This window comes from Pseudomonas sp. AA-38 (assembly GCF_029457475.1).
Lineage (GTDB): Bacteria > Pseudomonadota > Gammaproteobacteria > Pseudomonadales > Pseudomonadaceae > Aquipseudomonas.
In genome coordinates this window covers 2,357,985-2,380,888 of the sequence record NZ_CP120359.1, presented here as the reverse complement: position 1 = coordinate 2,380,888, position 22,904 = coordinate 2,357,985, and the positions used below count along the sequence as shown (strand labels likewise).

14 protein-coding genes are annotated in these 22,904 nt (G+C 63.6%); 5 read left to right on the top strand and 9 right to left on the bottom strand.

Going from position 1 to position 22,904, the window contains the following annotated elements; translation table 11 throughout:
- Positions 1-68: 68 nt before the first annotated feature.
- The 6 genes from PVE35_RS10810 to PVE35_RS10785 all read right to left on the bottom strand — a co-directional run bounded on the left by PVE35_RS10810 (position 69) and on the right by PVE35_RS10785 (position 12,202).
- The gene (locus PVE35_RS10810) at positions 69-3,161 is read right to left on the bottom strand and encodes an MdtB/MuxB family multidrug efflux RND transporter permease subunit (RefSeq protein WP_277374627.1); all 3,093 of its coding nucleotides are present in this window, start codon (positions 3,159-3,161) and stop codon (positions 69-71) included.
- Positions 3,158-4,384 carry an MdtA/MuxA family multidrug efflux RND transporter periplasmic adaptor subunit gene (locus PVE35_RS10805; RefSeq protein WP_277374626.1) on the bottom strand — a complete coding sequence of 409 codons (1,227 nt, stop codon included), beginning with the start codon at positions 4,382-4,384 and terminating at the stop codon, positions 3,158-3,160. The genes PVE35_RS10810 and PVE35_RS10805 overlap by 4 nt, the downstream gene beginning before the upstream one ends.
- 174 nt (positions 4,385-4,558) lie before the next feature.
- Positions 4,559-5,059 carry a thiol peroxidase gene (gene tpx, locus PVE35_RS10800; RefSeq protein WP_277374625.1) on the bottom strand — a complete coding sequence of 167 codons (501 nt, stop codon included), beginning with the start codon at positions 5,057-5,059 and terminating at the stop codon, positions 4,559-4,561.
- A 1,028-nt stretch (positions 5,060-6,087) separates the two neighbouring features.
- Entirely contained in the window at positions 6,088-9,717 is a 3,630-nt protein-coding gene (locus PVE35_RS10795; RefSeq protein ID WP_277374875.1) for a translocation/assembly module TamB domain-containing protein, read from the bottom strand.
- Positions 9,718-9,764: 47 nt separating this feature from the next.
- Positions 9,765-11,492, bottom strand: coding sequence for an autotransporter assembly complex family protein (locus tag PVE35_RS10790; protein ID WP_277374624.1), 1,728 nt, complete (start codon positions 11,490-11,492; stop codon positions 9,765-9,767).
- Positions 11,493-11,557: 65 nt separating this feature from the next.
- Positions 11,558-12,202, bottom strand: coding sequence for a GNAT family N-acetyltransferase (locus PVE35_RS10785; protein ID WP_268183995.1), 645 nt, complete (start codon positions 12,200-12,202; stop codon positions 11,558-11,560).
- A 163-nt stretch (positions 12,203-12,365) separates the two neighbouring features.
- Between PVE35_RS10785 and xthA the strand changes: the two genes are divergently transcribed.
- The 4 genes from xthA (at position 12,366) to PVE35_RS10765 (ending at position 18,232) form a co-directional block, all read left to right on the top strand.
- Entirely contained in the window at positions 12,366-13,178 is an 813-nt protein-coding gene (gene xthA, locus PVE35_RS10780; RefSeq protein WP_277374623.1) for an exodeoxyribonuclease III, read from the top strand.
- 251 nt (positions 13,179-13,429) lie between these two features.
- The gene (locus tag PVE35_RS10775) at positions 13,430-14,800 is read left to right on the top strand and encodes a substrate-binding domain-containing protein (RefSeq protein ID WP_277374622.1); all 1,371 of its coding nucleotides are present in this window, start codon (positions 13,430-13,432) and stop codon (positions 14,798-14,800) included.
- A gap of 830 nt (positions 14,801-15,630) precedes the next feature.
- Complete coding sequence (locus PVE35_RS10770) at positions 15,631-16,656, top strand: IS110 family transposase (RefSeq protein WP_268179744.1); 1,026 nt, start codon at positions 15,631-15,633, stop codon at positions 16,654-16,656.
- Between the two features lie 583 nt (positions 16,657-17,239).
- Positions 17,240-18,232, top strand: a complete 993-nt coding sequence (locus PVE35_RS10765) for a TerC family protein (RefSeq protein WP_277374621.1) — start codon at positions 17,240-17,242, stop codon at positions 18,230-18,232.
- A gap of 45 nt (positions 18,233-18,277) precedes the next feature.
- Here the strand turns inward: PVE35_RS10765 and PVE35_RS10760 are convergent, their stop codons facing one another.
- The gene (locus PVE35_RS10760; protein ID WP_268177672.1) at positions 18,278-19,507 is read right to left on the bottom strand and encodes an acyl-CoA dehydrogenase; all 1,230 of its coding nucleotides are present in this window, start codon (positions 19,505-19,507) and stop codon (positions 18,278-18,280) included.
- Between the two features lie 150 nt (positions 19,508-19,657).
- Between PVE35_RS10760 and PVE35_RS10755 the strand changes: the two genes are divergently transcribed.
- Entirely contained in the window at positions 19,658-20,584 is a 927-nt protein-coding gene (locus tag PVE35_RS10755; protein WP_268177673.1) for a LysR family transcriptional regulator, read from the top strand.
- A gap of 238 nt (positions 20,585-20,822) precedes the next feature.
- Here PVE35_RS10755 and PVE35_RS10750 read toward each other — a convergent pair whose 3' ends face one another.
- Positions 20,823-21,257: a DoxX family protein gene (locus PVE35_RS10750; RefSeq protein WP_268177674.1), complete on the bottom strand. Its 435-nt coding sequence runs from the start codon at positions 21,255-21,257 to the stop codon at positions 20,823-20,825.
- 105 nt (positions 21,258-21,362) lie between these two features.
- Positions 21,363-22,775, bottom strand: coding sequence for a transglycosylase SLT domain-containing protein (locus PVE35_RS10745; protein WP_277374620.1), 1,413 nt, complete (start codon positions 22,773-22,775; stop codon positions 21,363-21,365).
- Between the last annotated feature and the right edge of the window lie 129 nt (positions 22,776-22,904).

The following is a 22,904-nucleotide window of genomic DNA, read 5'->3' as shown; positions in this document are numbered from 1 at the left end:
CAAGCGAGCAGCAGAAGCCCGGCAGCGGACTGCCTTCAACTTGCGGCTTGTTGCTTGTAGCTTGCCGCTCATACCCCTACCCCCGCCGCACTACGCCCCGTAACCCGTCGCGACAGGCGATCGAAGTACAGGTAGATCACCGGCGTGGTGAACAGTGTCAGCACCTGGCTGACCAACAGGCCGCCAACCATCACCAGGCCCAGCGGCTGGCGCAGTTCGGCGCCGGAGCCAGAGGCCAGCATCAGCGGAATGGCGCCGAACAGCGCGGCCAGGGTGGTCATCAGGATCGGCCGGAAGCGCAGCAGCGCGGCCTGGTAGATCGCCGCCTCCGGAGTCATGCCCTGATGCCGCTCGGCCTCCAGGGCGAAGTCGATCATCATGATGGCGTTCTTCTTGACGATGCCGATGAGCAGGATGATGCCGATGATGGCGATCAGGCCCAGATCATTGCCGGTCAGCAGCAGCGCCAGCAAGGCGCCGACACCCGCCGAAGGCAGCGTGGAAAGAATGGTGATCGGGTGGATGTAGCTCTCGTAGAGCACGCCGAGCACGATGTACATGGTGACGATGGCCGCCAGGATCAGCAGCAGCGTGGACGACAGCGAAGCGCGGAAGGCCTCGGCAGCGCCCTGGAACTGGCTGTCGATGGCCGCCGGCAGGCCGATCTCCTGCTCGACCCGCTCGATTACCGCCACCGCCTCGCCCAGCGACACCCCCGGTGCCAGGTTGAACGACAGGGTCACCGCCGGGAACTGGCCGATATGGTTGACCAGCAGGCTGGCCGGGCGCTGCTCGACACGGGCCAGCGAGGACAGCGGCACCTGCTCGCCGTCGCCCGTGGCGACATGAATCTGGCCCAATGCCGCCGGGCCGATGCGCCCGCCGTCGCGGCTTTCCAGCACCACCCGGTACTGGCTGGCCTGGGTGTAGATGGTGCTGATCTGGCGCTGGCCGAAGGCATCGTACAAGGCGTCGTCGATGGCACTGACCCTGATGCCCAGGCGCGCGGCGGCGTCGCGGTCGATATGCAGATACACCTGCAAGCCACGGTTCTGCAGGTCGCTGGCCACATCGGTGAGCTGCGGCTGCCGGCGCAGCGCCTCGACCAGGCGCGGCGTCCAGCTTTCCAGCAACTGTCCATCGGGCGATTCCAGGCTGAACTGAAACTGGGTGCGGCTGATGCGATCCTCGATGGTCAGATCCTGCACCGGCTGCATGAACAGCTCGATGCCCGGCACCTTGGCCAACTCGGGGCGCAGACGCTCGATCACCTCGCTGGCGGTGACGTCGCGCTCGGCATGGGGCTTGAGGTTGATCAGCAGGCGACCGGTGTTGAGCGTCAGGTTGTTGCCATCGACACCGATCGAGGACGACAGGCTGGCCACCGCCGGATCCTTCAGGATCACCTCGGTGAGACGCTGCTGACGTTCGCTCATGGCGGTGAAGGAAATCGACTGCGGCGCTTCGGAAATGCCCTGGATCACCCCGGTGTCCTGCACCGGAAAGAAGCCCTTGGGCACCAGCACATAGAGCAACACGGTCAGGCCCAGTGTGGCCACGGCCACCAGCAGGGTCAGCGCCTGGTGACGCAGCACCCAGTTCAGGCCGACGCCATAACGCTCGATCATGGCGTCGATGAAGCGCCCTGCAACCTGGTGAAAACGGCCCTGCTCTGCGGCGCCTTCGACCTTGAGCAGGCGCGCACACATCATTGGCGTCAGGGTCAGCGACACCACCAGGGAAATCAGGATGGCCACCGCCAGGGTGATGGCGAACTCGCGGAACAGACGACCCACCACGTCGGCCATGAACAGCAACGGAATCAGCACGGCGATCAGGGACAGGGTCAACGACACCAGGGTGAAGCCGATCTGCCTCGCGCCCTTGAGCGCGGCGTTCAGCGGCGTCTCGCCCTCCTCCAGGTGGCGGGCGATGTTCTCCAGCATGACGATGGCATCGTCCACCACGAAGCCGGTGGCGATGGTCAGCGCCATCAGCGTCAGGTTATTGATGGTGAAGCCGGCCAGGTACATCACGGCGAAGGTGCCGATCAGCGACAGCGGCACCACCACCGAGGGGATCAGGGTGGCCGACAACTTGCGCAGGAACAGGAAGGTCACCATCACCACCAGGGCGATGGCCAGCAGCAATTCGTGCTGCACGTCGCGCACGGCCGCGCGGATGGTCTGGGTGCGGTCGGTAAGTACCCTGACCTCGACGCTGGCCGGCAAGGTGCTGGTCAGTTGCGGCAGCAGTGTCTGGATGCGCTCGACCACGTCGATGACGTTGGCCCCCGGCTGGCGCTGGACGTTGACCAGCACTGCCTGGTTGCGGTCGGCCCAGGCCGCCAGGCGCTCGTTCTCGGCGCCATCGATGATCTCGGCGACATCCTCCAGGCGCAGGGCCGCGCCGTCCTTGTAGGTCAGGATCAGTTCACGGTATTGCTCGACCGACTTGAGCTGGTCGTTGGCATCGAGCTGGGAAACCCGAGTCGGGCCGTCGAAATTGCCCTTGGGCTGGTTGACGTTGCTGCGGGTGATCAGGCTGCGCACGTCGGCCAGGCTCAGGCCATAGGCCGCCAGCGCCTCGGGGTTGACGCGAATGCGCACGGCCGGGCGCTGGCCACCGGCCAGAGTGACCAGGCCGACGCCGCTGGTCTGCGCCAGTTTCTGCGCCAGGCGGGTGTCCACCAGGTCGTTGACCTGCGGCAGCGGCAAGGACTTGGAGGTCACCGCCAGGGTCAGCACCGGGGTGTCGGCCGGGTTGACCTTGTTGTACACCGGCGGGGCCGGCAGATCCTCCGGCAGCAGATTGCTCGCCGCATTGATCGCCGCCTGCACCTCCTGCTCGGCCACCGCCAGGGAAATCTCCAGATTGAAGCGCAAGGTGATCACCGAGGCGCCACCGGAGCTGCTCGACGACATCTGCTTGAGCCCGGCCATCTGCCCGAACTGGCGTTCCAGCGGTGCGGTCACGGCGCTGGTCATCACGTCCGGGCTGGCGCCCGGGTAGAGCGTCAGCACGCGGATGGTGGGGTAATCCACCTCCGGCAACGCCGATACCGGCAGCAGGCGGTAGGCAATCAGGCCGCCGAGGAAGATCGCCACCATCAGCAGCGTGGTGGCGACCGGCCGCAGGATGAACGGGCGGGAGATGTTCATGGATCCTTCCGTGCTGCCCCTGCTCCGGGCGCGTCACGCGGCGGCACACTGGTTTCGGCCGGTACCGCTTCGACCACTTCCACCTGGGAGCCGTCACGCAGGCTGTCGGTGCCTTCCAGCACCACCCTTTCGCCAGGCTGCACGCCATTGCCCACCAGGCTGCGTTCGCCGGCGCTGGCGAGGATCTGCAGCGGACGCAGGCTGACCTTGTTGTCGCCATCGACCACGTAGACGAAGGTACCCTGACTGCCGAACTGCACCGCCGCCGACGGCACGATGGTGACGCCCTGGCGGTCATCCACGCGCAGGCGCACGTTGACGAACTGGTTGGGGAAGAGCATCTGCTCGGCGTTGTCGAAGCGTGCCTTGAGCTTCACCGTGCCGGTGGCGGTGTCGATCTGGTTGTCCAGGCTCTCCAGCACGCCTTCGGCCAGCTTGTGGCGTTCGCCGCGATCCCAGGCCTCCACCTTCAGGGTGGCACCCTCACGGCGACGCTGCAGCACCTGCGGCAGATCCTGCTCGGCAATGGTGAAGACCACGGCGATCGGATCGGTCTGGGTGATCACCACCAGCGGCGTGGTATCGCCACTGCTGACCAGATTGCCGACGTCCAGTTGGCGCAGGCCCAAGCGCCCGGCAATCGGCGCGCGAATCTGGGTGAAGTCGAGATCGAGCCTGGCCTTGGCTACATCCGCCTGGTTGCTCTGCAGAGTGCCGCGGTACTGGCCCACCAGCGCCTGCTGGGTATCCAGGGTCTGCTTGGCGATGCTGTCCTCGGCGTACAGGCCCTTGTAGCGCTGCAGATCCAGCTCGGCATTGCGCAGTTGCGCCTGGTTCTCCTGCAGCGTGCCTTGCGCCTGCTGCAGCGCCGCCCGATAGGGACGGGGGTCGATCACCGCCAGCAACTCACCGGCCTCGACCTTCTGCCCTTCCTCGAACAATACCTTGACCAGCTCGCCGTCGACCCGCGAACGCACGTTCACCGTGTTGTAGGCGGTCACCGTGCCCAGGGCCTTGAGTTCGATGGCGAATTCCCCCCGCTGCACCTCGGCCAGACGCACCGGCACCGGCCCCCTGTCACCGAAGCGCCCCAGCCCCATCGTTGGCGCGGGCGTCTTGCTCGGCCAGAACCACCACAGCAGCAGGAGCAGCGCGGCGAGCAGCACCAGAGCGATCAGCCATTGGCGAGAGGATTTCGTGGAAGCCTGGGGGGTATTGGACATGGAGAGCGCGGGATCACTTCTGTAGGAGCCGGAACGATAAGCACTGGGCGACGGCAAGCAAAGCCCATTTACCCGTTTTTTACCCTGCGCTTACGTAACCAACTGTTTGCACGTTCTGCTTGCGCAAATGAAAACGGCCTGCAAGGCAGGCCGTTTTCAGTGCACGTACGCCGCTTACTTGAGCACGGCCAGCGCAGCGCTGTAGTCCGGCTCGTTGGCGATCTCGCTCACCAGCTCGCTGTGCAGCACCTTGTCCTGCTCGTCCAGCACCACCACGGCACGCGCAGCCAGGCCGGTCAGCGGGCCGCTGGCAATGGCCACGCCGTAGTTCTTGAGGAAGTCGGCACCACGCAGGGTGGACAGGTTGATCACATTTTCCAGACCTTCGGCGCCGCAGAAACGGGCCTGAGCGAACGGCAGATCGGCAGAGATGCACAGCACCACGGTGTTGGCTAGCTGGCTGGCCTCGCCGTTGAACTTGCGCACCGAGGTTGCGCAGGTCGGGGTGTCGACGCTCGGGAAGATGTTCAGCACCTTGCGCTTGCCAGCCAGGCTGGCCAGGGTGACGTCGCTCAGATCGCCGCCGACCAGGCTGAACGCCGGAGCTTGCTGACCGACCTGCGGCAGTTGCCCCTCGACCTGCACCGGGTTGCCTTTGAGAGTGACTTGCGCCATTGGAACGTTCCTTTTTTCAGTGGGTTTTGCGGGAAACCGGTCGCCCGAGCGTTTCGCTCGGGCTTTGTCAGTGGGGTGTCAGACTAGCGCATAACCAGGGCCGATACACCATCGGCAGTGCGGGGGTTTGAGGATGGTTTCAGGGAGGCTCCTTGATGGCATCGGGAATGTTTGATTGATACCGGACTGGCAAGTTTGTGTGTTGGTTCGTTGAGTGTTCTGGACGCCGCTTTGGGTGTCTTCAGATACTCCGGGTTTCGCCCCCTCGGGCGACTCACTTTTCTTTGAAATGCGCAAAGAAAAGTAAGCAAAAGAAACGCACCCCCGCCATCCGGCCCCGGCTGCGCCGGGGTTCGTTCGTTCCATCATTGCTCCGAGGGCCCGCCGCGAAGGGCCATCCCTGGCCAGTCGCGGCTCTCGCGGCATCCATGCCGCTCAACCCTCTACACAACGATTCCACTCACCCTCCTGAAGGGGGGCTTTCGCGCGCCTGAGCGAATGGGCACTCCATAGGTTGCTCGGCGTGTTCTAGTGGCCATGAAGTCACGACTGGGTCGTCGAGTTAAACCAATACTTTCATTCGCGTAGGTTCATTCGCCTGGATAGCTTGCCGGCTTTCAGCCGGCATCCCGGTCAGCCCTAGGGCTGACACATGTACAAGCACTGCGCACTACTTCTGGGTTACCTCGCGTTCAGGCGCGTGCAGAGCCCGCCCAGGAGGGCGAACGCAATCGTCGTGGAAGAGGTCGAGCGACATGGATGTCGCGAGAGCCGCGATGGGCCAGGGATGGCCCACCGTGGCGGGCCTCTGGAACGGCGATGGAGTGAGCGAACCCTGGCGAAGCCAGGGCCGGATGACCGGGCGGAGGGTTTTGGTTACTTTTGCCCTACAAAAGTGACTCGCCTGGGAAGGCGAAATCAGAGACATCAGCAGAAACGCGGCAATCCGGAACAGGCACAAGAATAACCATCACAGGCCAACAAGATCACACACAAACTTGCCAGTCCGGTATCAACAATACCCCCCCTCAAAAATCCCGCCGATAGAACAGATCCAACGAACTGGCCAGGCCGCTGGCAGCCTCCAGATAAAGCCGCTTGGTCAGTTCGTAACGCAAGGCGATGGTACTGGCCGGCTCGAATACCCCAACCCCATAACGCAGGCTCAGCCGGTCGGTGATGGCGCCGCTGGCCACCACGCTGGTGGTGATGCCACTGCCCTGGGTGTCGAGCTGGAAGTCCTGAATGCCCAGGCTGCTGGCCAGGCTGCTGGTCAACGAGCTGCTGCCAGCCAACCCCAAAGCCAGGGCCGCCTGACCGAGCATGTTGTTGTCACCGCTGCTCTGCCCCATCGGCCGGCCCAGCACCAGATAGGACAAGGCCTGCTCCTGGCTCATCGCAGGCTCGGAGAAGATGGTGGTAGTGGGTTGCTCGGCATTGCCGGACAGGCGCAGCCCGGCCACCACATCGTCGACCTTGCGGATGGCCTCGACATCGAGGAAGGGCTGGTCGATCGGCCCGGCGAACAGCAATCGGGCGCGGCGGATGGTCAGGCGCTGGCCATAGGCGCGGTAGCGACCGTTGACCAGATCCAGCTCGCCACGGGTGTCCAGGTCATCGCCGATATGCACACGCCCGCGCAGGTCGGCGCTGAGGCCGAAGCCGCTGAAGGCCAGCTTGTCCTGGCCAACCTCGACCATGACGTCCATGGCGATACCCAGGGGCTGCTGCTCGCTCGCCGGTACCTGGCCGACGATCTGCGCATCGCCGGACACCTTGACCGTCGACGGAGGCAGCTCCCGCACGCTGATCTTGCCGCGCGGGATGGCCACCTTGCCACTCACGGCCAACTGCTCCTGGCGCAGTTGCAGACGCAGATCCGGCTCCACCTCCATCTTCGCGTAGGGCTCGACCGTCAGCGGCAGACGCTGGCCCTGCAGGCTCAGATCGGCCTGCTGCCCCTCGAACCAGCTCAATTCGCCGCGCAGGCTGCCGCGCCCCGCCTCGCCGCTGCTCCAGGTGCCATCGAGCTGCATCTGCTCGCCAGCGATGCGTGCCTGCAGTTGCAGGTTCTCCAGGCTGATGGGCAGCTCGCTACCGGCCAGCTCGCCGTTCTCCAGACGCAATTGGCCGTTGACCTGCGGCTCCAGCAGATGCCCGCCAATGCTGCCGCTGCCCAGCAGACGCCCTTGCAGGCGCTCGGCCATGGGCACGAAGGGGCGCAGCACTTCCAGGTCGAAGCCGCTCAGGCGGAACTCGCCCGTCAACGGCTTGCGCTGCGGGCGCGGATCGAGCTGCGTGCGCACCAAGAGCTCGCCCAGGCGTTCGCTGCGCAGACTCAGTTCGCTGTCCACCCGCTGCGGACGCAAGGTGCTGTCCAGACGCAGGCTGTCATAGGGAAAATCCAACCACTGCTGCTGATCCACCTGGCGAATGCGCAGGGTGCCAGCACCGGCATCGACCCGGATGTGACCATCAGGCCCGCTTGTCGGCAGCTCCACCTTGAGCCGTGCATCGAGCTGGCCCTGCCAGGCGAAATCATCCGGCAGCCAGGGTTGCAGGCTGGCCAGGGGGAAGTTCTCCAGCGTCCAGTCCAGGCTCGGTTGCGGCGCCAGACGTTGCTGCGCGCCACACAGGCTGGCCGGGCCAGAGCGCCAGCAGTGGGCACCCAGGCTCAGGCGGCCGTCGGCCAGGCGCTCCAGGGCCGCCGGATGCTGCAACTGCCAATCCTGGCCGCCGCTGTGTACCTGGCCGCTGGCGATACGTCCGCGCCAGTCGCCCTGCTCGTTCAGGCTGCCGTCGGCCGCCAGTTGCAGATTCAGCAGCGGCCCTTGCAGATTCAGGGTCAACGCCTGGCGGCGGATATCACCCTGGCCCCGGGCCTGCAAACGACCGAGAAAGGTGTCGTCGATATGGATGCCGTGCAGATCCAGACTGACCTGGGCCTGTTGCCGCGCATCCAGCTTGCCCTGCAGTTGCAGGCGGCGCAGGCTCGGCTCGCCGAACGCCAGGCGCTCGCCACTCAGTTGCGCTTGGCCCTGCGGCGCCTGCAAGGTGCCGGCCAGGCTGACCTGCCCCTGCAGTTGTCCCTGCAGCCCCGGCCATAGCTGCCCCAGACGTGGCAAAGCGAGTTCGAGCTGGCCGCGCAGGCGCTGATCCAACGCCCCCTGGCCGCTGACGCGGTTATCGCCCAGGCGCACCTGCAGGCGCTCCAGTTGCCATTGTTGCCCGGCTCCGCCGCCCTTGACCTGCAATTGCGCCGGCTGCCCGCGCAGGCGGCCAGCGAGGTCGATATCGGCCTGCGCCTGCAAGGTGCCTGCGGCAAAACGCCCCGAGGTATTGAGCGGGCCCGCCAGGTTGCCCGGCATTTGCGCCAGCCAGTAACCGGGGTCGAGGTCGCTGAGCTGGAGCCTGGCCTGCCAGTCGATGACCTCGGCGAAGCCCAGCTTGAGCACCCCTTCGGCACGCCCTTGGCCGGCTTGTAGCTGTATCTGGGGCAAGGTCACCTGCTCGAGGTCTCCGCTGAATGGGCTGATCAGGCTGAAGGCGCCGGCCGGCCCCTGCAGTTGCGCGTCGACATTGCCCAGGTAGTTGCCGCCGCTGTAGCTCATTTCGGCCTGCAAGCGTTGCAGGCTCACTGGCAGCGGCTCATCCAGGGGGTAAAGGCGCTGCCAGGGGAAATCCTCCCAGGCCAGTTGCGCATCGGCGCTGAAGGCCGCCTGCCAGTCGAGCTTGCCCTGCAGTTGCAGGTGTTGCTCGCCCTCGGCCTGAATGCGCAGTAGCTGGATATCCGCGCCACGAGCATCGACTCGACCAGCGAGCGTCACGGCCATGGCCCCCTGCTCAGCAGGTAGGCTGACCGAGCCTTCGACCCGGTATCCACTGGCCAGATCGCCCTGGGCACGCAGATCGACTTGCTGCAACTGCAAGGTGGCAGGCAGTTCGGCACTGGCGCTGAAGGCCGGACTGGTCAGATGCAACTCGACCGGCAGGTGTTCGGCCAGGGCCTGCACCTGGCCAACCAGGCGGCCTTCGAGGTAACCACTGCTGTCGGCCTGCACCTCGAGGCTGTGCTGCAATTCACCGCCGACCTGCAGGGCTAGCGTCCAGGGCTTGCCATCGACGGACGGCAGGCGGGCACGCCCGCTCAGGCTGGTCGGCCAGGCGCCTTGAGGTTGCAGTTCACCGCTAAGCTCCAGGGCCAGTTCATCGCGCTGCACGGCCAGGCGTTGCAGATGCACACCACCCTCGTCCCAGTTGGCGATCAGGCTCAACGCCTGCACCTGCGACTGGCCGTCAATACGCAGCTCGCCCAGTTGCACGTCACCCAGTTGCAGGCGCAACGGCAGATCGAGCGCCGGCAGGCTCAGGGGGGCGCTGTCGCTGGACGCGGAGGGAGGCAGGTCGAGGCCGGCCTGTTGCACGTGCAGACGATCCAGGCACAGGGTCAGGCGCAGCAGGCAGGCCGGCGACCAGGCCATGTCCAGGCCTTGCAGCATCAGGCGCGTATCGCCCTGTTGCCAGATCAGGCTATCGGCTTGCCAGGCGCGGCCCAGACGACCGTCGAAGCCCTGCACCTGCAAGCCCGGCACCTGCGTCAGCAACCAGCGGCTGCCCGCGCTGCTGCCCAGCAGCACGCCAATACCCAGGGCGAGCATCAGCAACAGACCCAACAGGCCGCCGGCCAGCCATGCCCAGGTGCGCCTCACAGCTCCGGCCCCATGGAAAAATGCAGACGTATGCCGCCATCGTCATCCAGCGCATGGGCCAGATCCAGGCGCAACGGCCCCACCGGCGAGATCCAGCGAATGCCGACCCCCACACCGGTCTTGAGGGTGGGAAACTCCAGCGAGTTGAACGCGTTGCCCTGGTCGACGAAGGTGGCCAGGCGCCACTTGTCCGTGAGGCTGTACTGGTATTCGGCGCTGGCGGCGAACAGGTAACGCCCGCCTATCCTGTCGCCGCGATCATTCTCCGGCGACAGGCTCTGGTAGTCGTAGCCACGCACGCTCTGATCGCCACCGGCGAAGAAGCGTAGCGACGGCGGCACGGCGGAAAAGCCATCGGTCTCGGTGCCACCGAACTGCACCCGGCCGAGGAAACGGTGGTTGTCGAAAACCGTGGTCAAGCCCTTGAACATGACATTGCCATGCAGCACGTTGGCATCGGACAACACGCCATCCACCGCGCCGCGCAACTCGAATTGCAGGCGATAGCCCTCATTGGGATCGAGGCGATTGTCGCTGCGCAGCAACGAATAACTGGCACCGGGCATCAGCAAGGTGCTCAGCCCCGAGTCATTGCCCAGGCGATATTCCTCGCGCTGGGCCTTGACCGACAGCACGCGCTGCCAGCCGCCCTCGCGCTGGCTGTGCCATTCCGGGCCGAAGGTGAGCAGGCGGCTGAGGCTGTCGCTACTGGCCAGCTCCTCGTACTGGTAACCGCCAGCAATACGCAGTTTGTCGGTCAAGGGGGGATCACCAGGAATGTCGTACCACAGGCCGACGTTCTGCCGCGGCGCGGACAGCTCCATGTCCACCCCATAGCTGTGCCCCTGCGGGTTGCGCCAGTGACGGATCCAGTTGGCACGCAGCCGTGGCCCCACATCGGTGGAGAATCCCAACCCCAGGCCCAGGGTACGCGGCTCACGGGTCTGCAGGGCGATGCTGACCGGAATGCGCAACTGCTCGGCCTGGGCGGGAATGGCATCGACCCGCACCGACTCGAAATAACCGCTGGACTGCAACGCCTGATAGAGTTCGGCGATCAGCGCCGAATCGTAGGGTGTATCGGCCTTGAACGGCACCATGCGCCGCAGCAGTTCCTCATCGAAGGGAAACTTGCCGGTGAAGGCAATATCCCCCAGGCGATAACGCGGCCCACTGACATAGACCAATTCGATGTCGGCGACTCCGGCGGCCGGATCGATACGCAGCGTCTGCTGGGTGAACCTGCCATCGAAAAAGCCGTAACGCGCGGCCTGGTTCTGGATCAGTCGCTTGGCATCTTCGTAGCGCCCATGGTTGAGCACCGCCCCTGGATGCAGGCGACTGTTGCTGGGCACGCGAAACGCGCTCAGCTCGCTGGCCGGGCCTTCGATACGAATGTCGACGTTGCGCAGGCGCACGCGTTCGCCCGGCTCCACCTCGAGGATCAGCCGCGGCGTTTCACCGGGCTCGACCCGACTGCGGATGCGCGCCTGGTAATAGCCGAGCGCCTGCGCCGCTTTCTGCGCCTCGTTCTCGGCGATGCGCCGCACGCGCCGCAGGGCCTGGATATCCCGCCCCTGTAGCGTGCCGACATAACCTTCGATGTTGGCCTTCAAGGCCGAGTTGGCTGGCGTGACCCGCACATCCAGCTCTGTGGCAGCCGTGGCGCAGGCGCTGAAGAGCATCAGCAGCAAGGTGCGCCGAACCTGTATCCATGCACTCATGGCGGCGGATGCTAACACGTCACAACACGCACGCCAGCGCGACTCGCCCCTCTGTTGCTGGACGTTCAGGCTGGAGCCGCTACCAGACTTTGCGGGTTGGGATGGAAGAACACATGCTCGACCACCGGACCGATGGCCAGCTCGCCAATTTCCTCGTAACCCTGGCGCCGATAGAAATCCAGATAGCGAGCGTTGCCGGTATCCAGCACCACGCCCTGCGAGCCAGTATCCTCGGCACACCAGTTATGCAGGGCTGCGAGCAGTTGCTCGCCGTAGTGCTGGCCCTGAAACTCCGGATGAATGCCGATCAGCGGCAGCACGTGGTAAGGCCCCGGCGGCAGGCAGGCGATCACCGCCTCATGGTATTCGAGGTAGCGTCGGGTACAGCGCAAGCCGGTGCTCAGCAGCATGCCCAGGCGCCAGCGCCAGCTTTCGGTGATGTCCAGACGCCGTTGCGGTGGCGCGATCAGCGCTGCGCCAATCAGCCGCTCATCGAGCAGCAGACCGATGGCCGGCAGTTCTTCGGCGAAGTGCTGCTTGACCAGCTCGCGTACCGTGGCCCGCACCCGCTGGTCGAAGCCGGCCCGCTCGGCCTCGAACAGGTAGGCGAAGGTAGGTTCGTGGCGGTAGGCGTGATAGAGCACGGAGCGCACTTCACGGGCGTAGCCGGCATCGAGCAGGCGAATTTCGGCAGGCGTGTCATGGGGCATGGCTGACCTCTACTGGTTGGGGTCTTGGAACCCATTCACGCACTGCAGTTCGTGGACAGGCTCTTTATTGGCAAGCTAGCAGCGACCCAGCACAACCGCCAGGCGCTGGCCGCCACGGCCCATGTCGGCTAGCATCGCCTTTTGCCTTCAGGGATCACCGCCCGTGAAAATCGTTTCCTTCAATATCAATGGCCTGCGTGCCCGTCCTCACCAACTGCAGGCTCTGATCGAAAAGCACCAGCCCGATGTGATCGGCCTGCAGGAAACCAAGGTGGCCGACGAACAGTTCCCCGAAGCGGAGATCCGTCAGCTCGGTTATCACGTGTACTATCACGGGCAGAAAGGCCATTACGGCGTCGCCCTGCTCTCGCGCAACGAGCCGCTGAGCCTGCACAAGGGCTTTCCCGGTGATGGCGAGGAGGCCCAGCGCCGTTTCATCTATGGCACCTTCGCCGATGCCCAGGGCAACCCCATCACCGTGATGAATGGCTATTTCCCCCAGGGCGAGAGCCGTGACCACCCGGTGAAGTTCCCGGCCAAGCAACGCTTCTACGCCGACCTGCAGCAATTGCTGGTGGAGCGCTTCGACCCGCAACAGGCGCTGGTGGTGATGGGCGATATCAACATCAGCCCCGAGGACTGCGATATCGGCATTGGCGAGCCCAACCGCCTGCGCTGGCTGAAAACCGGCAAGTGCAGCTTCCTGCCGGAAGAGCGCGAGTGGCTGGCCACCCTCAAAGACTGGGGCCTGGTGGATAGCTTTCGGCAGCTCAACCCACAAGTGAACGACCGTTTCAGCTGGTTCGACTACCGCAGCCGTGGCTTCGAGGACGAGCCCAAGCGCGGCCTGCGCATCGACGTGATCCTCGCCAGCAAGCCGCTGCAGGCACGCCTCAAGGACGCCGGCATCGACTACGAACTGCGTGGCATGGAGAAACCCTCCGACCACGCACCAATCTGGCTGGAACTGGCCTGAATAGACGGGTTCGTCATATCCCTGCAATCTCTTCGTCTTAATGTGCGCGGCATTTCCAGCCAACCCCAGAGCACCTCTAACAGGCGGTTGAAAAACTACCTGCGTTGCCATTGCTGCGTTAAAAACAGCCTCAAAATGCTCATTTACAACACGTAAACTGCGCTTTTTCGGCTGTTTTTGCCTTGCACTGGCTGCCTCGCCTACGTTTTTCAACGGCCTGCTGCAGGTGCCCAAGACAAGGTGTTTGCCGCATGTCGCGCGCCCAAGCCAGCCAAGACCACGAACTGTGGAGCCGTACCCTTTCCCTGCTGCTGCTCGGTTTCATCTGCTATGCCCTGCCTCTGTCAGTGTTCGCCGCTCAGGATGACGCCCCGGTACTGCGCGTGCAGGGCTCCAATACCATCGGCGCCAAATTAGGCCCGGAACTGATCAAGGGCCTGTTCGCCGCTCAGGGCCTGAGCGATATCCGCATCGTGCCGGGCGCGGCCGACAACGAGCAGCGCATTGTCGCCAAGGGCGCTGATGGACGCACCCTGGTGGCCGAGGTGGCGGCCCATGGTTCCGGTACGGGGTTCGTCGCCCTCGAAGAGAGCAGCGCCGATCTGGCAGCGGCCTCTCGCCCGATCAAGGACAGCGAGGCCGAGGCGCTGGCCGCTCTGGGCGACATGCGTAGCCTGGCAGCCGAGCAGATCATCGCCATCGACGGCCTGGCCATCATCGTCAACCCCGGCAACCCCGTGGCCCGCCTGGACATCGAGCAACTGGCCCGCCTGTTCGCCGGCGAGATTCGCGACTGGCGCGAACTCGGCGGCCGCCCCGGCACGGTGACGCTCTATGCCCGCGACGACAATTCCGGCACCTATGACACCTTCAAGGAGCTGGTACTGGCCCCCGGCACGCGCAAGCTGGCCGCCGAGGCCAAGCGATTCGAGTCCAGTACCGCGCTGTCCGATGCGGTGAGTCAGGATGCCAACGCCATCGGCTTCATCGGCCTGCCCTACATCCGCCAGGCCAAGGCCGTGGCCATAGCCTCCGGGGATTCGCAGCCCATGTTGCCGAGCACCAGCCTGATCGCCACCGAGGACTATCCGCTGTCGCGCCGCCTGTTCCTTTACGCTCCACCGCGCTCGAACAACACCTGGGTGCGCGCGCTGATCGATTTCGCCCATGGCCCCCAGGGGCAGAAGATCGTCGCCGACAGCGGCTTCATCGCACAGACGGTACGCGCCATCGAGGTTGCCCCGTCCGCGCAGATGCCCGCCGAGTACCGCGAACTCGCCGCAAAGGCCCAGCGCCTGTCGGTCAATTTCCGTTTCCAGGAAGGCAGCGCCAGCCTCGACAACAAGGCCCAGCGTGACCTGAACCGGGTGCTGGACTACCTCAGCGGCCACGACAAGATGCAGAACAAGGCGGTGCTGGTAGGCTTCGGCGACCCCAAGAGCGCGCCCTCACGTGCCGAGCTGCTGTCGAAGCTGCGCGCCATGGCGGTACGCCGTGAACTGGCGAGCCAGGGAGTGCTGTTTCGCGACATCATCGGCCTGGGCGACGAGCTGCCGGTGGCCGCCAATGACGAAGACAGCGGGCGTATCCGCAATCGCCGTGTCGAGGTATGGGTCTACTGACCCGCCTGACCAGCGCCCAGCGAATATAAGGCTCTTCGCAGAATCTCGGGAAAGTCTGTCTTGAGACTGGACTGGCAAGTTTGTGTGTGATCTTGTTGGCCTGTGATGGTTATTCTTGTGCCTGTTCCGGATTGCCGCGTTTCTGCTGATGTCTCTGATTTCTCCTTCCCAGGCGAGTCACTTTTGTAGGGCAAAAGTAACCAAAACCCTCCGCCCGGTCATCCGGCCCTGGCTTCGCCAGGGTTCGCTCACTCCATCGCCGCTCCAGAGGCCCGCCACGGTGGGCCATCCCTGGCCCATCGCGGCTCTCGCGACATCCATGTCGCTCGACCTCTTCCACGACGATTGCGTTCGCCCTCCTGGGCGGGCTCTGCACGCGCCTGAACGCGAGGTAACCCAGAAGTAGTGCGCAGTGCTTGTACATGTGTCAGCCCTAGGGCTGACCGGGATGCCGGCTGAAAGCCGGCAAGCTATCCAGGCGAATGAACCTACGCGAATGAAAGTATTGGTTTAACTCGATAGCCACATCGCTACTTCATAGCAACCAGAACACACTGTGCATACTCTGAAATGCCGGTTCGTTCAGGCGCGCAAATGTCCCCTTCAGGAGGGTGAGCGGAATCGTTGCGTAGAGGGGCGAGCGGCAGGGATGCCGCGAGAGGCGTAATGGGCCAGGGATGGCCCATGTACGCCGACCCCGGAGCAGTGCCGGAGTGAGGGAAGTCGAGCGAAGCGAGACCCGGATGGCGGGGGTGCGTTAATGAGATGGTCACCCCCACACCCAGCGAGGATTACGCTTCCACTGGGTGTTTTATTTGGAGGCCATCACCATGAATACAGTCGCGTTAGTTGGTATCGATCTCGGCAAGCACAGTTTCCACCTGCATGGGCAGGACAATGCCGGACAAGCTGTCTTTCGCAAGAAGACGACCCGCACGCAAATGATGCGGCTGCTAGGTAACCTGCCAACGTGCACAGTGGTGATGGAGGCCTGTACCGGATCGCACTTTCTGGCCCGGCAACTCATGAACTTCGGGCATGAGGTGAAGCTGATCTCGCCGCAGTTCGTGCGCCCCTTCGTCAAGACCAACAAGAACGACTTCATCGATGCCGAGGCGATCTGCGAAGCAGCTTCACGGCCCAGCATGCGCTTCGTGACACCCAAGACCGAAGCCCAACAAACCCTGTCGGTATTGCACCGAATGCGCGAATCCCTGGTACGCGACCGGACGAAAACGGCTAATCAGGCTCATGGTTTTCTGCTGGAATTCGGTATCAGCCTGCCTAAAGGCCTGTCGCAGGTCAGGCGCCTGCTGTGCACATTGGACGAGCACGAATTGCCGCCTCGTCTGGTCGGGCTGCTGAGGCGTCTGCATGAGCACTTCTGCTATCTGGATGAGCAGATCAAGGCGTTGGACAAGGAAATGGCCAGCCAGCTTGTCGAGGATGATCTGGGCAGCCGCCTGCTGACGATCCCCTGTGTAGGCACAATTACAGCCAGTCTGCTGTGTGCCGAAATGGGCGATGGCAAACAGTATGGCCGTAGTCGTGATTTTGCCGCTTCAGTGGGGCTGGTGCCACGCCAATACAGCACGGGAGGCAGGGCCAATCTGTTGGGCATCAGTAAGCGTGGCGACAAGAACCTGCGCCGGCTACTAGTGCAGTGCGCCAAGGTTTATTTGCAGCGCCTGGACTATCAGCAGGGCGCCTTAGCCGATTGGGTACGCTCGCTTCTTCAACGGCGTCACGCGAACACCGTGGCATGCGCCCTGGCCAACAAATTCGCCCGGATCGCCTGGGCAATTGCAACCAATCATTCGCAGTTTGAAGCGAGATCAGGCACTGCCGTCGCTTGATACCCGGTCTTACTGCTGTGATACGAAACACCCTTTCAGGTTTTGCGATGCTGAACAACCGATGACATGAACGGCACACCGGCCTGGTGAAGATCCTGGCAAAAGAATCGGCTTTTGAAGCCGCTGCGCTTATAAGGATCACCCGGCGCGACTCTCATCGTGGCGCGGGGCATACCCTATACAGACGCCAGATAGATTTAGGCAAGCCAATCATCCATCGCTGATCAGCGTTGCAAAAACGGGGGTGACCATAGATTTCTTTTGCTTACTTTTCTTTGCGCATTTCAAAGAAAAGTGAGTCGCCCGAGGGGGCGAAACAAGGAGTTTCCGAACACACCGAAGCGGCGTCCAGAACACCAACACAAGCCAACACACAAACTTGCCAGTCCGGTATCAACCAAAGCATTCCCCCTAAGCTGCAATCAACCCAAAATAATCCCTCACGGGGGGGATTGGCAGAATCTCGACTCGACGCTAGTCTTCGCCACGCGTGACGCCGGGCCCCTCTGGCGGTGAGCCTCTCACCGTGATGTCGGAGTCACTGAGTGAATTCTTTCGACTCAGGCAGACATTGGGAGAGCTCATGGACGCTCCACTTGCCTTTTTCACATCCCCCATCTTCGGCACACCTGGCTGGTTCTGGCTGGCCTTTCTGCTGCTGATCATCTTCCTGTTGGTGCTCGATCTCGGCGTGCTGCATCGCGATCAGCATGAGATCGAGATGCGCGAAAGCCTGCTGCTGTACTCAGGCTATTTCAGCGTCGGCGTCGCCTTCGGTGGCTGGATCTGGTGGCAGCTAGGCGCCATCAAGGCCATGGAGTACTACACCGGTTTTCTGGTGGAACAATCGCTGTCGATGGACAACGTATTCGTCATGGCGATGATCCTCGGTTACTTCAACATCCCTCGCCGCTATCAGCACCGTGTGCTGTTCTGGGGCGTTCTCGGGGTGATCGTGCTGCGCGCCATCATGATCGGCCTGGGCACGGCTCTGGTGCAGCAGTTCGACTGGATCCTCTACCTGTTCGGCGCCTTCCTGCTGTTCAGCGGCATCAAGATGCTGCGCAGTGGCGACGAGGAGAGCCATCCGAACCTGGCGCAGAACCCAGTGATGCGCTTCGTGCGCAAGCACGTACGCGTCAGCGACGAGCTGCATGGTGGCCGCTTCCTGGTGCGTCTGCAGGATCAGGCCAGCGGCAAGGCGTTGCTCTATGCCACACCGCTGCTGTTGGCCCTGGTGCTGATCGAGCTGGCCGACTTGGTGTTCGCCGTGGACAGTGTGCCGGCGGTGCTGTCCATCTCGCAGGATCCGTTCATCGTCTATACCTCGAACATCTTCGCCATCCTCGGCCTGCGCGCGCTGTACTTCGCCCTGGCAGCGCTGATGCACCGCTTCGTCTACCTCAAGTACGCACTGGCCCTGGTGCTCATCTACATCGGCGGCAAGATCTTCCTCCACGATCTGTTCAAGGTGCCTGCCCTGCTCTCCCTCGCCGTGACCCTGGGCCTGCTGGGCGGTGGCGTGCTGCTGTCCCTGCTCAAGACACGCGACCAAGAGCAATCGCCCCAGCACTGACCCTAGCGAAAATAGCGAGGCCCGCGATCGCGGGCCTCGTCCTGTTCAGCGGCTGGCTTTCATCATCTCGCGGGGCACGTACTTGCCGATCTCGTACTTGCCGATGGCCGCGCGGTGCACTTCGTCCGGGCCGTCGGCCAGGCGCAGGGTGCGCTGCATGGCGTACCAGTAGGCCAGCGGGAAGTCGTTGGAGACGCCGGCCCCGCCGTGCATCTGGATCGCCCGGTCGATCACCTTGAGCGCGACGTTGGGCGCCACCACCTTGATCTGGGCAATCTCGCTGGCGGCGATCTTGTTGCCCACGGTATCCATCATGAACGCTGCATTGAGCGTCAGCAGCCGCGCCTGGTTGATTTCCATGCGCGAGTCGGCGATATGGTCGATATTGCCGCCCAGGCGTGCCAGCGGCTTGCCGAAGGCGGTACGGCTCACGGCGCGCTTGCACATCAGCTCCAGGGCACGTTCGGCCATGCCGATCGAACGCATGCAGTGGTGGATACGGCCTGGGCCGAGGCGGCCCTGGGCAATCTCGAAGCCGCGCCCCTCGCCCAGCAGCACGTTGTCGTAAGGCACGCGCACGTTCTCGAACAGCACCTCGGCATGGCCATGCGGGGCGTCGTCGTAACCGAACACCGGCAGCGGGCGCAGCACGGTGACGCCAGGGGCATCCATCGGCACCAGGATCATCGAATGCTGCTGGTGACGGGGGGCGTCCGGGTTGGTCAGGCCCATGAAGATCATCACCTTGCAGCGGGGGTCGCAGGCGCCCGACGTCCACCACTTGCGGCCGTTGATCACCCATTCGTCACCCTCGCGACGGGCGTTGGCCTGCATGTTGGTGGCGTCAGAGGAAGCCACACCCGGCTCGGTCATGGCGAAGGCCGAACGGATGGTGCCGTCGAGCAACGGCTCCAGCCACTGCTGCTTCTGCGCCTCGTTGCCGTAGCGCACCAGCACCTCCATGTTGCCGGTATCCGGCGCGGCGCAGTTGAACGGCTCCGGACCGATCAGCGATCGCCCCATGATCTCGGCCAGCGGCGCATACTCGGTATTGCTCAGGCCGGCGCCATAATCCGACTCGGGCAGGAACAGGTTCCACAGCCCCTCGGCCTTGGCCTTGGCCTTGAGCTCTTCCATGATCGCCGTGGGCTGCCAGCGATCCCCTTCGGCCACCTGCTGCTCGAACAGCGCCTCGGCCGGATAGACATGCGCCTCCATGAACGCCGTGACGCGCTCACGCAGTTCTTGAACCTTGGGGGAGTAAGCGAAATTCATGGCGATACCTTCCGAGAGAGCTGTAGGTGAAGTCGTGAAAATCATGCTAGAGCAGCATAGAAAATTTATCGAACCTATTTTCAGCGTGTATGAACATTCATAACCGATATATGATCGCCCCATAACAAGACCCTCTGGAGCGCTTTCGGCATGAACCTGACCAAGGTGGATCTCAACCTTTTCATCGTATTCGACGCCATCTACACCGAAGCCAATCTGACCCGAGCCGGACAGATCGTCGGCATCACTCAGCCGGCCGTCTCCAACGCCCTCGCCCGCCTGCGCGAAACCTTCAACGATCCGCTGTTCGTGCGTACCGCCCAGGGTATGGTGCCCACCCCCATGGCGCAGAACATCATCGGCCCGGTGCGCAACGCGCTGCAGCTCCTACGCGTGTCGGTGCAGGAAAGCCGAACCTTCAACCCGCAGCAGGCCGGCAAGACCTACCGCATCAGCATGACCGACCTCTCCGAGCAGATCCTCCTGCCGCCGCTGTTCCAGCGCCTACGCCGCCTGGCGCCGAACGTGTGCATCGAGAGCTTTCTCGCCAAGCGCCGCGAAACCACCAAGGAGCTGGCCGCCGGGCGGCTGGATTTCGCTGTCGACGTGCCCCTCAACACCGACCCGCAGGTGCGGCATGTCAAGCTGCTGGAAGATCGCTACGTCTGCGCCATGCGCCTCGGTCACCCGCTGGCCAAGGAAAGGATCAGCCTCGACGAGTACCTGTCGCTGACCCACATCCACATCTCCAGCCGGCGCAGCGGCCTGGGTTACGTGGATCTGGCCCTGGGCAAGATGGGCATTCAGCGCCGTATAGCCCTGCGCTCACAGCACTACCTGATGGCCAGTAGCGTGATGCAGCAGACCGACATGGTCATGACCGTGCCATCGCGCTTCGCCCGCCGTCACAACCTGCACCACGTCGAGCTGCCGGTGAATGATGTGCCCTCTCTGGAAACTCACCTCTACTGGCATGAAAGCACCGACCAGGATCCGGCCAACCGCTGGATGCGCGAGCAGATGATCGAGCTGGCCCAGCACGTCACCGCCCAGGAGAAAAAGGCCGAACAGGCGTAGGGTGCGCTATGCGCACCGCACATCTACGCCCTCACCATCCCCTCCTGAACGCAAGAGGCCCGCACAGGGCGGGCCTCTTCGCAGCATTAGGCTTTGTACGAAAAGTGCCTGCGCTCGGTGATGCTGCGTTGAAATCGCTCTCAGAATGCTCATTTACAACGCGTAAACTGCGCTTCTTCGAGCGATTTCGCCTTGCCTGACCTTCGCTCGACGACTCTTCGTACAGAGCCTAGGGAAATCAGCGGGCCAGCTTGCCATCCAGCGACAGCTTGCCAGCGCCCTCGAACACCAGCGCAACGCTGATGGCCAGCAGCGCCAGGGCGAATTCGTAGCCGTTGTTGCTCATGAAGAAGCCATTGGCCAGGTGCACGCTGAAGATCGCCACCAACATGGTCACCCCCAGCACCGCCGCCGCCGGGCGTACCAGCAGGCCGATGATCAGTGCCAGGCCACCGAAAAACTCGGCACTACCGGCCATCAGCGCCATCAGGTAGCCCGGGGCCAGGCCGATGCTTTCCATCCACTGCGCCACGCCCGCCAGGCCGTAGCCGCCGAACCAGCCGAAAAGTTTCTGCGAGCCGTGAGCGGCGAAGATGAGGCCGGTGACGATACGCAGCAAGGTGATGCCAAAGCCGGCCTGGGTCGCGGTGATGTTCTTGAGCAGTGCGTTCATTGCGGGAGTTCCTTGGTGGATGGGGTTGACGGAGCCTAGAATCATCCAACTCTATCGATAATAAAAACGGAAAATACCGCTAAAAAATATCGATAAATTAGATTCTTACTTGGCCGTGACTCGCCGCCCCTGCGGCTCCAACGAATAACGCTCCCGGTCATAGGCCAAGTAGTACTTGTTGACCGCATTGACGTAGCTCACCACGCCCATGCCCATCTGCTCCATGGCCACCCGCTCCACCTGGAAGAACCACTGGTTGGGGTTGAGGCCGCGCCGCCGCGCCTCGGCGCGCAGTCCCTGCACCCGCTGCGGACCGAGGTTGTAGGCGGCCAGGACGAAGGCCATGCGTTCGCGCTCATTGAGCTGAGCACTGTTGAAGAAGTTGCGCCGGATCTTCGCCAGGTACTTGCTGCTGGCCTGGACGTTGCCGGCCAGGCTCTGAATATTGCTGACACCGACACTGCGCGCCGCCGCCGGAGTTATCTGCATCAGCCCCGTGGCGCCGCTGGCACCACGGGCCGCCGGGTTCAGGGTCGACTCCTTGAAGGCCAGCGCTGCCAGCATCAGCCAGTCGAGATCGTTCTGCTGAGCATGCTGCTGCAACACCGGTCGCACTTTCTCCAGGCGCTGCCGCTCGGTGCGACCGAACGGCGAATGCACCTTGTACAGACGACGATAGACACGCTGGAAGGTGGCGTCCTGATCGGCCGGCGCCTGATAGCCAGCGAGGAAACGGTCGATGCTCGCGCGCAGCATGGGCGCATCCGGGCGCACGAACCACTTCATCTCCCCCTCACTGGCAAACACCAGATGGCGGTCGACGCGCAGCTTGGGCATCACCTTGGCCCAACGTTCTGCGATCGGCAGCTCCACGGCGGTACGCTCGAAGATGCCCGCCTGCACCATCTCCAGCACGTCCTCCACCGCCAGGCTGGGGTCGACCCACTCCACCACGATAGGCGGCAACTTGCGCTCGACCAGGCGCTGATTGATCTCGCCCAGCGACTCGCCCACGGCGCTACCGGCAGGCAGCGACAGGCTGCGTCCGGCCAACTGCTCGAAGCTGCGGTAATGCCGGTTGCCCTGTTTGGATACCAGCACCAGCGGTACCTCGCGACGAATCGCCTTACTGGCACTGACATCATGCCCGGTACGCACGCTGAGCAACTCGCCGGGCGCGACCAGATCGCCTTCGCCTCGCTGCAAGGCGGCCAGGAGCTGATCCTTGGCCTTGGGTATCACCTTCAGGGTCAGGCTGCGTCCATCGCGCGCATTACGGTTGAGGTACTGCTCGAAGGCCCGCAGTCGATGGTACTCGACGCCAATGCTCTGTCCCTTGACCGAACCCGAGCTGTTGCGGCTCTGGTTGACCAGCACACGCAACTCGCCGCTGCTGCGAATCGCCGGCAGATCGCGACTCTGGCTAGGCTGACGACTGACCTCTGGCGGCCCGGCCAGGCGCGCGCTGGCGGGCAGCGGCAAGAGCGCCAGAAGGCAGAGGATCAGCAGCAGGCGCAATAGCGGTCTCCATGGGTGCCGACGAAGGCTTCGCCGGCCAGCGAAAAGGTGGCGGAGGGTCGCACAGCTTGGGTGAACTGCGCCACCTCGAAGCTCTCTCCAACCTTAAAAACACGACACAAGTTCCTG

Bases quoted from the DNA above. Each gene is read 5' to 3' on its own strand.
- PVE35_RS10810 (WP_277374627.1), bottom strand. From the start codon at position 3,161: ATGAACATCTCCCGCCCGTTCATCCTGCGGCCGGTCGCCACCACGCTG.
- PVE35_RS10805 (WP_277374626.1), bottom strand. From the start codon at position 4,384: ATGTCCAATACCCCCCAGGCTTCCACGAAATCCTCTCGCCAATGGCTG.
- tpx (WP_277374625.1), bottom strand. From the start codon at position 5,059: ATGGCGCAAGTCACTCTCAAAGGCAACCCGGTGCAGGTCGAGGGGCAA.
- PVE35_RS10795 (WP_277374875.1), bottom strand. From the start codon at position 9,717: ATGCTCGCCCTGGGTATTGGCGTGCTGCTGGGCAGCAGCGCGGGCAGC.
- PVE35_RS10790 (WP_277374624.1), bottom strand. From the start codon at position 11,492: ATGAGTGCATGGATACAGGTTCGGCGCACCTTGCTGCTGATGCTCTTC.
- PVE35_RS10785 (WP_268183995.1), bottom strand. From the start codon at position 12,202: ATGCCCCATGACACGCCTGCCGAAATTCGCCTGCTCGATGCCGGCTAC.
- PVE35_RS10775 (WP_277374622.1), top strand. From the start codon at position 13,430: ATGTCGCGCGCCCAAGCCAGCCAAGACCACGAACTGTGGAGCCGTACC.
- PVE35_RS10770 (WP_268179744.1), top strand. From the start codon at position 15,631: ATGAATACAGTCGCGTTAGTTGGTATCGATCTCGGCAAGCACAGTTTC.
- PVE35_RS10765 (WP_277374621.1), top strand. From the start codon at position 17,240: ATGGACGCTCCACTTGCCTTTTTCACATCCCCCATCTTCGGCACACCT.
- PVE35_RS10760 (WP_268177672.1), bottom strand. From the start codon at position 19,507: ATGAATTTCGCTTACTCCCCCAAGGTTCAAGAACTGCGTGAGCGCGTC.
- PVE35_RS10755 (WP_268177673.1), top strand. From the start codon at position 19,658: ATGAACCTGACCAAGGTGGATCTCAACCTTTTCATCGTATTCGACGCC.
- PVE35_RS10750 (WP_268177674.1), bottom strand. From the start codon at position 21,257: ATGAACGCACTGCTCAAGAACATCACCGCGACCCAGGCCGGCTTTGGC.